A 10,283-nucleotide genomic window follows, 5' to 3' on the forward strand; every position below is an offset into this window, starting at 1 on the left:
AACATCAAATTGAACATTAAAATTGAACATCAAATTGAACATCAAAATTGAAGTAGAAAAATATGGTATACAGTAATAGCGAGTCGATAATCGACTTGCTATTGTGTTTATTGCGTTTAATCACTAAGATCATGCACCTGCATCTTTTTCAGTTCGTGTTCCATATCTTCTTTTTTCTTTTTCTTAAAGCGGCTCCTTCCATCTACCCAATCACCTAAAAGCAAAAAAAACAATATGCTGAAAGGTATTATGGCTTCAACGCCTAATCGTGGAGTGCGGATGAAAAAACACCACAAAGCGAAAAGGACTACAAGCAACGGAATAATTCCACCAAGTAGCCAATTTTTGGATTCACTCAGAATATATTGAAATATGAGAATTACTGCTGAAATTAAGGAGCCTAAAAAGATACTCATTTTATTTATCCCTCTTCTCAGAATTATATTTTTCAATGATCAATTTTGCAGTTTCCAGTTCAATTTTGGAATCAACGGCTAAGCCTTTAATAAAAGTTATAAAAGGTTCATCTTGTTTATTTCCACTTAGTTTGATTTTTTGTATTAGTTTATCTAACCGAAGGCGAACGGTAGGATAAGAAACATCGTATATTTTTGCGACTTCTTTCAGAGATCCGGAACTCAAAATAAAATTTTTAATGAACGAGATATCCTCCAATTCCAAATCAAGAATCCATCTCGGTATTTTATCTATATTTAATTTAACCACCTTTTCATATTAATTTTAACATTATTCAATATAACTTTAATATTGTTAAAGTTTTCGGGTTTCGTTGCGAAAAAAATATGAAAGGAATTCATTGAAAGAAGTAAAAGTTTAGGAGCATATGTTATGTCCGTAAATTCCTTTAAATGAAAGCATAATGAAGGAGAAATTAATGGCTCTTCGATATTTTGTGTGAATTTAAATAAATTGCTGAGTTCAAGTAGCCAAGTCAAAAAGAGAAACATTAAGTTTGAATTTGATTTTCAACAACAAGTATTCCTATGTTTTAGATATATTACTTTAATACTAAGAGCCGAATGGAAGTTACCCACTCGAAACAGCGAAGAGCCATTTTTTAGCTCTTCTCTTATTCAGTGTTAAAATAATCTCCAAAATATTATCATGCTAAATAGTATCATGCTAAATAGTATCATGCTAAATTTTAGATTTTATTTTTTCCACATGTCCTCATAGCTAGTTAAAGGTGCCCTAGAACTTTTAGCAGGTTTACTTTTCTTCGCTGAAGTCGTTGCCTTTTTTTCTCCCGTCTCCCTGAGCCGATTAATCTCTTTTATGCTGTCCTCATTGTCTATGCTCAGGACAAAGCTTCCATGGCAGGGCTTTGTATATGGGAAAATGAGAGCATTGCCTTTTGCCCCCATTGCAATGGGTGGTATTCCTATTATATAGTAATTTTTGAAGATTTTATATCCAGGAGATACGTAGTAAACTTCGTCCGAATTTTTTTCAATATACTCTCTTGCCTCCTTGAAGCTTATCCTTTGCAAATGGATTGTATACTTCATTTGCTCAATACAGCTCATATAACGATCTCCCCCATCACCTTATCCAGCTTGTTTTTGAGACGAACAGGATTGTGAACATCCTGTGCGACAATCTTTTCACAATCGAACTCTATAGTTTCAGCCAGAGCCTCAGCGTTCCTGCCAAAGACTACAGAATACATTCTGGCCTGAGAAATGGAGCTCATAGTCGTTGCATAAGTCATTCCGGCATCGTTATGCATAAAGGCGAAGCACATATCGAAATCCGTTATTTTTTCAATAATATCTACTATGGTTTTGTCAAGATCTACCAGCTTTTTTACATAATAACCGTCGGAATCGGAAACTTTCAAAAGCTTGCTTGCGGCAGTTGTCCCGGCAACGGTTACATCAAATCCCAGCTTGGTAAGCTTATGGGAAAGATATAATACAATACTGGTTTGAATCGGAACCTCTGGACATCCCATCATGAGGAGCACTTTTGCGCCGGTCATAACATTTCATCTCTTAGGTATTTTATCTGTAAGATTAAGGTTTACCCTGAATTTTAATCTTTGCAATTAATATTTTGATGGAAATTTTTGAAATCGTGACAGTATTATAGCTTAAGAACTCTTCCCAAAACCGACTACGTTTCCAAAAATTAATAAGGTTTCAGAACTAATTTTCATAATCTGAAAAAAGTTTTATAATTATTCTCCATAATTTAAAGCTTAATTAACGATTCAAAATGTGGGATTCAGAGAAATGTTTTGAGTGTTTGGATCAACTTCAATAATATCTTCCATGCTTTCTATTTCCAATATATCTAAAGTATCAGTTAACTACTAGATAATATTTAATTAGTAAATAATATTCAACCAGTAAATAACATTTAACCGATTAATATTATTAAATTTAAATAAAATTGTTGATACCAGGTTAAAAATTGCTTAGTCGAGACGAGTATACACTAATCTGCAAGCGTTTCAAAAATTATATAGAGAAAAGTATATAAATAATTTATATTAAATTTGGTATTTGTACAGAACTTTCTTGGCATGAAGGTATTGAAAAGACTTTACTCTCTTTTGCACTAAGAAAAAAATAATAAAAGGTACAAAAATGGTATGTTTAAGCGAATATGACTATGAGGTTCTTCTAAAGAACACAACTATTAAAGAATGTGAAAGTTTTATCATCAAAAATTCGGAAGAGGTATACCTTGTACCTGGTGGATACAAAGTAAGAGAACTCATGCTCATGGGTACAGCTGCCCCTGTTGGTTTTTCAGGAAACGATATTATATTTCAGTTCACAAAGCCCTGCTTCGGCTTATTTGTGGTCAAACTGAAAAACGAAACCGAAGAAATAGAGAGACTTAGGAGCCAGTACAAAAAAGATGAAAATATAAAAAAGATTAAATGAAGGATAAAAAGCAATTGTGCCTGTTGTCAGGCATTAATTCCTAAAAATTATATATATGTTTAGTTCTGATTTTTTTGTTTTAAATTTTCTTTTATGGTTTTACCTTTTTTGTACATGCAACCCTGCACTCAAAGAATCCGGCTGAGGGGAGCTCGTGTATTGTGGTTGCAACGATCATGCCTTCTCCAATTTCTTTTACGACCATTATAGGCCTGCCCCTGTCATCTGTTAATATCACATCAGCATCGGCTTCCGTGAAATAACCATCACATCCTACAGGAGGGTCGATATTTTCCACAAGCTTTTGGGCTTCGTGCTTACCTACAAGTTGAGGTGTGCATGAGTTTTCTTCCATTACGTATTTCAGAGAAAAAGAAAGCCATTCATATTCATATTCCGGGACAAGAGGGCTGAAAACAAGAAGAGTCCCTCCTTTTGTCACAAACTTTTCAAGAGAACGTTTACCGCGTTCAAGTCCTGCGCCTGTTTTCGTATACTGTTTATTTGCAAAACCTGTCGGCAAAATCAGAACATTGCAGGCAGGAAGATAAGGAGTACCAAGGGACGTTGAGAGCGCACGAGTGCATTCAAGCCCATATTCCACAAACAGTTTTTCAAAGAGAAGAGGGCAGTCCCAGAGCAAAATTACGTCACTCATGAAAAAGGATAGGAGAATCCCACATATGAATTTATCTATCTTATTGAATATCAAAAAATCAAGAAATTAAGGCTCGATATTGCTCGAGATTCAGTGTTCGAGATTCGTTACTCCAAAAAATCATCGTCTGAAACAGGACTTTTTCCGAACTCAAAAAGAATCATATTAGGATTGGTAGTGACTTTAAAAGAGTAGTTAATTGACTTGAAAACATTGGAATAATATTTTGTAAGAGAGTCACATACTTTTCTATCAGAATAGTCGTGAATAAGTTTCACATATTCTCTGCCCTTTTCCGTGCAAATTTCTATATCACTTCCGATGCTGTCAGTCAGGTAAATTTCTTTAAAAATTATTATATGCTCGGCAAGGGTGAAAGCTGCTGGGGGCTTTCCTGTAATCAACTCAAAATTCCTTCTCAATTCAGCCATGGATGGAAGATCTCCTGAAACAAAAGCCTCGAAAGTATTTCTTTGCACGCTAAGACGCTGGTAATTATGCTGCCTGTAAGTTTTGATAAGATTCTTCCAGAACTCGGGCTTTTTTTGAATTTCCCGGAAAGTACTTTCCATAGACCCGAAGTGTTCCTCAAGCCCGTTAGGAACTTTTTGAAAATCAAGAAACTCAAACCTTTTAAAATAGACCTTTGTTACGTTTGATTTGCAGAATAGACCCTGAACATCAAGTTTCATCTGTTTTGCCAGATAAAGAGCCAGGCTGTGGGCCATAATTTCCCTGAAGCAGGAATTTCCGTTTGAGAGAGTAAGACTTGCAGTTTCCGGTTCAGGACCCTGACTGTACTCCACATCAACCTTAATTTTCCAGCTCATTTTCTCATTGAGCGAATTCATATAACTGACAACATCAGAGATTCGTTTAATTTTATAAGGGTTAATTATCTCATATACGGTAGATTCGTCGATCAATAACCCAGAAGTATTATTAATAAGCCACTCAAGCAGAGTATGATGAACAAGCAGGAATTCTTCTTCCTCAATCAGTCCATTACGATATTCTGCATTCTGTGAGACCTTACCTGAAGAGTTTTCCCCGTTTTCACCGGTTCTTCCATCCAGGGTAAGAGAGGCAGTTTCGATAGTATCCCTTATTGCCGCACTTAAATTTCCATTATTTTTTTCCAGAAAGGGCTTTAATTTATCCACATAACACTGGTCAATAGAGATATTTTTTCGGACTATCAAGCGGATTCCCTCTCCTGCCTTCTTGAGACCGTAAGAAGCTCAAAGTTCTTGATATACTCATGTTTTCATTTTCGTAAACCCGATAATAGATTGTTGCTTATACTTCTTAATATTTTTGCTAGACTTGGAGAGCAAAAAAATGAAGATTGGAATAAAAAAGTGTGAGGAATTTAAAGAGAGAAACAGCTGCATTTGACCAAAAAGCAAAAATGTGTAAAGAAAAGTAAGAAGCTCAACCGGAAGAATAGTAGACTAAAAATTTATTATAAGTAATAGATATGAAATGTAAAATTGTGGTCCCAATGTAGAATCATGGTCCCAATGTAAAATTAGAGTCCCAAGAATCAGGATAACCGGAACGGCTTTAAGGTCTGCATATATTACGTACTCTCATGAATAATGGCACCGAAAGACTTGCTAGAGTTCGCACGATAGCAGACTATCAGTTTGGGAAAGGCATTGGAAAAGAACTTTTTCCGGATGACTCAACGTTCCAGTTATCCAGGACAAAAAGAGTACGTCAGGTCTTACATTCTGGAAAACGTATGGCTACAGCAAGAGCAAAGGATGGGTTTTTTACCCTCAGTATTGAAGGAGCTTCCATTGTCCACAGGCTTTTGCCAGGAAAGAAGCTCAGGGTCGTTATCTCAGAAGAAGCCGCTCCTTTTGTGGAGAAAGGTAAAACCGCTTTTATAAAACACGTAGTTGAAATTGATCCTGAATTGAGGGCCGGAGAAGAAGTACTTGTCACAGATGAGACTGACAAGCTGCTTGCAACAGGACAACTGCTTCTGTCTCCTGCAGAGATCCTGGTTCTTAACAGTGGGGCAGCTGTGGATGTAAGAGCAGGAGTGGCTTCGAAAAAAGGAAAGTGAATCAAGAGACTTAGAAAGACTTATGAGATATAAAAGAGACATTGGAAAAGAGAAAAAATGTTAAGTATTATTCTAAATATCGAAGCTTTTTAAATTTCACACAAATTTACATATAGTTAAATATGATATAAAACGCTACTTATATTGTTCAAATATTCTTATAATGAGCGGATAAAATGAATAAGAATATATCATAGATAGTAATTTTTGAATGAATGACATTCAGAAAAACGTATTTTAAAAGAAGCTTTAATCCTAAAGTCCAAATATTAAAGAAATAAAGTTTCGACAAATAAAAATTTCAAGAAATAAAGTTCCAAGAATAAAGTTTCGAGAAATGAAAATTTCAAGAAATAAAGTTTCAAGAATACTGTTTCAAGAAATAAAGCCAAAAGATAACAGTTTCCCGGAGAGTGAGCAATATTTCAGAGTCAGAAGAGGTTCTAAAATACTTCCTGGTTCCAGATAACACCAGAATCGAAGCAAACAGAATTACAGTCGAGGGAGACGTTATTGTCGGCAATCACTCTAATATTGAATACAGCATAATCGGCGATACTGTTATTATGGGAGAAGGGGTAGCCATCTCAGGGGATATTGCGGCAAGTAATGATCTCAGAATTGATATGTGGTCAAAACTGGGTAACAGAGTAGAAGTCGGCGGAAATGCCTACCTGGGAGAATTTGTAACCATTGACGGGAAACTGCTCGTACAGGGAGACCTGGACGTAGGAAAAGAAGTTAAAATTCAAGGAGGTTTCGAAGCCAAGGGATGGATAGTGGTGAGGAATCCGATCCCTGTAATTATCTTCCTATTTCTTTACATAAAGGAAATGATGCGCCTTGGAAAAGGCGAAGAAATTGAAAAAGCCGTAGAAGAACTTTTTGATGATTCTGAGGACATACAGAGCTTTGAAGGAAAAGAACCCGCTGAAAAAGTACTGATTATACCAGCCGGCTCAAAGCTTTCCCATGAAACTATTGAGGTCGACGGGGAAGCCTCTATTGGGAAAAACTGCCTGTTAACAGGAAATATTCGGGCACAGACTGTCACTACAGGGGAAAAACTGACCATTAAGGGAAGCATTTACTCAGAAGGCAAGATCTTCATCGGTGAAAATTGCACTGTCTATGGCAATCTCTATTCAAAAGGAGATGTGCAGATTGGCAGGAACAGTCGAGTTTTTGGAGGAGTAAATGCCAACTCGGTCTTATTGCTTGAAAAAGCAAGGGTTGATGGCACAATAAAAGCCCCTTCAGGGGTATCTTTCTTAAGAGACGCTGCAGAAATGCCTGTTCTTGCAGAAGTCAATGCTTTAGGGAAATTAATTATGAGTGAAACTTATAAATTGCCCGAAAATGCCCCTAAGGGAGAAACTGAAAATGAACCTCGGGATAAAAACGAAAAAAATTCTCAGGATGAGCCCGCAAAGCCCCTGAATGTGATGGAAATTGATTCACCTGTCAAGCTGAATGCAAAAAAAGCCAGTAATATTTTTGGACCTGGTAAAAAAAGAAAAACTGCCAGAACAAAGGCCCTGGAAAGAACTAGACGCTTCACAGGAGCCAGGACTTACAAAAAGGAACATAAGTCCGAAGAGTAATCTGAGAGTGATTAATCTCGGAGAGTGATTAATCCAACTCGAGCCCTTTCGTATGTTTTTTACGCCCAGAAAACCCGGAATTTCCTCTGATCAGACTTTCTGCCGAATTTTCGCCCGAATTTTCGCTCAAGATATGGCAAATCTGATCCCTAAAGGAAGTGATCTAATGCTTTGGGGAGAAAGAACTGCGGAAAAAATGTCTTGGAAAAAATTTCTTTTTTGAGAAGGAGCAGTAACATTCATAGGGAATCAGGGAATTATCTGGGTTTCGGAGATGACAGAGCAGAACTCAACTCTGAAATCTAATTGTAAACTTTTTGAACCCTCAAAAGAAAATGCTCTCAAAAATCTTAATATCTTAATAATACATTCATTTTGAGCTATTCGATCTCCAGATTTAGATATAACTCGAAAATAACCAGAAGTAATTCAAAAACCCAGAAGTAATTCAAAAACCCAGAAGTAATTCAAAAACCCAAAAGTAATTCAAAATAACCAGAAGTAATGCAAAATAACTACAAATAGTTCAAAATAACCAGAAGTCATTCAAAATATTCCAGACTTTACTCGTTAAACTTTCCGATCAGTTTAAAGGAACAAATTTCATGAAGGGATCCAATTGACAGAAAATTTCATAGGACCTGAAAATTTACAGGTTACAGAGCCTGAGAATTTACAGGCAAAATACGATTCAATTATAGAAAAAGATTCAAAATACGTAATGCAGACTTATGGGCGTCAGCCCCTTGTACTTTCAGAAGGAAAGGGAGCGGTTGTCCGGGATATTTACGGAAAAGAGTATATTGACTGTGTAGCAGGAATTGCAGTAAACAATGTTGGGCACTGCCACCCAGCTGTTGTCAGGGCAATCCAGGCCCAGGCTGAGAAGCTGTTGCACGTTTCTAACCTGTATTACACTGAGATTCAGGCTGAACTTGCGGAAGCCCTGGTTTCGGTTACAGGAATGGAACGCGTTTTTTTCTGTAATTCAGGGACAGAAGCCGTAGAGGCTTCGATGAAACTGGCCCGTATGGCTTCCGGAAAAAGTGCCTTTATAGCTGCTGAACACTCCTTCCACGGAAGGACTATAGGGGCACTCAGCGTAACCCACAAGAGCATGTACAGGGACCCTTTCATGCCGCCTGTGAGTTCCGAGACTACTTTTGTCCCGTACTCCGATGCTGATGCTATCAGGAAGGCTATTTCAGAAAACACGGCAGCCGTGATCCTTGAGCCCATTCAGGGAGAAGGCGGAGTTAATATCCCGGATCCCGGATACCTTAAAGAAGTCAGGGAAATCTGTGATGAAACCGGAACTTTCCTTATCTTTGATGAAGTGCAAACAGGATTTGGAAGGACAGGTACATGGTTCTGTAAAGATCAGTTCGGCGTAGAACCAGATATCATGAGCATGGCAAAAGCAATTGGAGGAGGCTTTCCAATGGGTGCTATTGCGGCAAGAGACGGACTAAGCTTTGGGCGCGGACAGCATGCTTCTACCTTCGGAGGCGGGCCGCTTGCCTGTGCAGCTGCACTCGCTTCAATAGAGGCAATCAGGGAAGAAGGACTCCTTAAGCGCTCAAAAGAAAACGGGGCTTATTTCATGGGAAAGCTCAGGAATATGGAAAGGGAAGATGTTGTAGAAGTCCGTGGAAAAGGGCTCATGATAGGAGTCGAGATAAACCATCCCTGCAGTGATTTCGTGGACTTTGCAAGGGAACATGGAGTGCTTGTAAATTGCACATCGGACTCAGTGCTCCGTCTGGTTCCCCCACTTGTGATTACAAAAGAACAGATAGATAAGGTAGTTGATGTTCTTGAGCAGGCCTGAACTGATAAAAAAAGAAATCTTTGATATTGCAGAGTACGTTCCAGGGAAATCAATTGAAGAAATCGCTTCTGCCTATGGACTTGGCCCGGCTTCAATTATCAAACTCGGCTCAAACGAAAACCCACTAGGGCCTTCTCCAAGAGCTGTTCAGGCCCTGATGGACACCGCTCCATTCGCAAACATTTACCCCTCAGCAGACGCGATTGAACTCAGGGAGGCACTCGCGAAATACACAGGCTTTCCGGTTTCAAACCTCATAGCCTCAGGGCCAGGAATGGACGGGTTACTTGACGGGCTTTGCAGGCTGGTTATCGAAAAAGGGGACGAAGTCATTGTCCCTACTCCTACTTTTGCCTATTACGAACTTCCGGCACGTGCATGCGGAGGAAAGCCTGTCTTTGTCAGGAGAAGCCAGGACTTCTCAATAGATCCTGAAAAGCTTCTGGAAGCCGCATCCAGCAAGACAAAGATAATCTTCCTCTGTTCCCCCAATAACCCCTCAGGCAATCTCCTTCCCGAAAAGGATCTTAGGAAAGTCCTTGAAAATACAAGGGCTCTTGTGTTCGTTGACGAGGCATACGTCGAGTTTGCAGACAGGAACCTTGCAGAACTTGTAAGAGAATACGATAATCTTGTTGTGGGCAGAACCTTTTCCAAGGTATTTGGGCTCGCAGGCTTGCGCCTGGGCTATGGGATTATGCCCGAATGGCTGGCAAAAGAGTATATAAGAGCAGCAACTCCGTTTTCAGTAAGTCTTCCAGCGTTAAAAGCAGGAATAGCTGCCCTTTCAGACGTTGAACACCGCAAAAAAAGCGTAGAAATCGCAAGAGAAGGCAGGAAATACCTGAAAGAAAGAATTCCTTTTAAGGTCTATCCTTCCCAGGCAAACTTCGTACTTGTGGACGTTGCCCCTTTAAAATCAAAAGCCGTTACACAGAGTCTCATGAAAAAGGGAATTATTGTACGTTCCTGTGACTCTTTCAGGGATGCTGGAGATACACTTATAAGAGTAACAGCCGGTACTCTGAAACAGAATGAAAAAGTTGTCAGGGCTTTTGAAACTGCAAAGAAAGAGGTTTAAAAGCCTCTGTTTCTTTATTTTAAGCTCAATTTTTATGTTGAGTTATATTTTATGTTAAGATCTGTTTCTGCTTTACTCTGTTTTCTGCTCTACTCTATTTTCTGCTTTACTCTGTTT

At 38.5% G+C, this 10,283-nt stretch carries 11 protein-coding genes; 5 read left to right on the plus strand and 6 right to left on the minus strand.

Annotated features, from left to right (window positions below):
* Positions 1-116 precede the first annotated feature (116 nt).
* From A9239_RS02355 to A9239_RS02375, 4 genes are all read right to left on the minus strand, one after another.
* Complete coding sequence (locus A9239_RS02355) at positions 117-416, minus strand: hypothetical protein (protein WP_048120663.1); 300 nt, start codon at positions 414-416, stop codon at positions 117-119.
* 1 nt (position 417) lies between these two features.
* Positions 418-681 (minus strand): DUF2089 family protein, encoded by a 264-nt coding sequence (locus A9239_RS02360; protein ID WP_238985564.1) that lies wholly within the window; start codon positions 679-681, stop codon positions 418-420.
* 491 nt (positions 682-1,172) lie between these two features.
* The gene (locus A9239_RS02370; protein WP_048120674.1) at positions 1,173-1,547 is read right to left on the minus strand and encodes a DUF1894 domain-containing protein; all 375 of its coding nucleotides are present in this window, start codon (positions 1,545-1,547) and stop codon (positions 1,173-1,175) included.
* Complete coding sequence (locus A9239_RS02375; protein ID WP_048154052.1) at positions 1,544-2,002, minus strand: DUF1890 domain-containing protein; 459 nt, start codon at positions 2,000-2,002, stop codon at positions 1,544-1,546. Before A9239_RS02375 ends, A9239_RS02370 begins: the two co-directional genes overlap by 4 nt.
* Positions 2,003-2,612: 610 nt before the next feature.
* Here A9239_RS02375 and A9239_RS02380 point away from each other — a divergent pair.
* Entirely contained in the window at positions 2,613-2,915 is a 303-nt protein-coding gene (locus A9239_RS02380) for a DUF1894 domain-containing protein (protein WP_048120680.1), read from the plus strand.
* A 91-nt stretch (positions 2,916-3,006) separates the two neighbouring features.
* Here A9239_RS02380 and A9239_RS02385 read toward each other — a convergent pair whose 3' ends face one another.
* The gene (locus tag A9239_RS02385; RefSeq protein ID WP_048120682.1) at positions 3,007-3,573 is read right to left on the minus strand and encodes a hypothetical protein; all 567 of its coding nucleotides are present in this window, start codon (positions 3,571-3,573) and stop codon (positions 3,007-3,009) included.
* Positions 3,574-3,680: 107 nt separating this feature from the next.
* Complete coding sequence (locus tag A9239_RS02390) at positions 3,681-4,775, minus strand: hypothetical protein (protein WP_048120684.1); 1,095 nt, start codon at positions 4,773-4,775, stop codon at positions 3,681-3,683.
* 392 nt (positions 4,776-5,167) lie between these two features.
* On the opposite strand from A9239_RS02390, the gene A9239_RS02395 reads away from it, so the two are divergent.
* From A9239_RS02395 to hisC, 4 genes are all read left to right on the plus strand, one after another.
* The gene (locus tag A9239_RS02395) at positions 5,168-5,650 is read left to right on the plus strand and encodes a PUA domain-containing protein (RefSeq protein WP_048120686.1); all 483 of its coding nucleotides are present in this window, start codon (positions 5,168-5,170) and stop codon (positions 5,648-5,650) included.
* A gap of 413 nt (positions 5,651-6,063) precedes the next feature.
* The gene (locus A9239_RS02400) at positions 6,064-7,254 is read left to right on the plus strand and encodes a hypothetical protein (RefSeq protein WP_069575216.1); all 1,191 of its coding nucleotides are present in this window, start codon (positions 6,064-6,066) and stop codon (positions 7,252-7,254) included.
* Positions 7,255-7,975: 721 nt separating this feature from the next.
* Positions 7,976-9,085 carry an acetylornithine transaminase gene (locus A9239_RS02405; RefSeq protein WP_230629343.1) on the plus strand — a complete coding sequence of 370 codons (1,110 nt, stop codon included), beginning with the start codon at positions 7,976-7,978 and terminating at the stop codon, positions 9,083-9,085.
* Positions 9,066-10,166, plus strand: coding sequence for a histidinol-phosphate transaminase (gene hisC / locus A9239_RS02410; RefSeq protein ID WP_048120690.1), 1,101 nt, complete (start codon positions 9,066-9,068; stop codon positions 10,164-10,166). Before A9239_RS02405 ends, hisC begins: the two co-directional genes overlap by 20 nt.
* Positions 10,167-10,283 lie beyond the last annotated feature (117 nt).

The sequence above is a fragment of the Methanosarcina sp. A14 genome, from assembly GCF_001729375.1.
Taxonomy (GTDB): Archaea; Halobacteriota; Methanosarcinia; order Methanosarcinales; family Methanosarcinaceae; genus Methanosarcina; species Methanosarcina barkeri.

Excerpts from the sequence above, each read along its gene's own strand:
- A9239_RS02385 (WP_048120682.1), bottom strand. The coding sequence starts at position 3,573 with ATGAGTGACGTAATTTTGCTCTGGGACTGCCCTCTTCTCTTTGAAAAA.
- A9239_RS02370 (WP_048120674.1), bottom strand. The coding sequence starts at position 1,547 with ATGAGCTGTATTGAGCAAATGAAGTATACAATCCATTTGCAAAGGATA.
- A9239_RS02405 (WP_230629343.1), top strand. The coding sequence starts at position 7,976 with ATGCAGACTTATGGGCGTCAGCCCCTTGTACTTTCAGAAGGAAAGGGA.
- A9239_RS02375 (WP_048154052.1), bottom strand. The coding sequence starts at position 2,002 with ATGACCGGCGCAAAAGTGCTCCTCATGATGGGATGTCCAGAGGTTCCG.
- A9239_RS02395 (WP_048120686.1), top strand. The coding sequence starts at position 5,168 with ATGAATAATGGCACCGAAAGACTTGCTAGAGTTCGCACGATAGCAGAC.
- A9239_RS02380 (WP_048120680.1), top strand. The coding sequence starts at position 2,613 with ATGGTATGTTTAAGCGAATATGACTATGAGGTTCTTCTAAAGAACACA.
- hisC (WP_048120690.1), top strand. The coding sequence starts at position 9,066 with ATGTTCTTGAGCAGGCCTGAACTGATAAAAAAAGAAATCTTTGATATT.
- A9239_RS02355 (WP_048120663.1), bottom strand. The coding sequence starts at position 416 with ATGAGTATCTTTTTAGGCTCCTTAATTTCAGCAGTAATTCTCATATTT.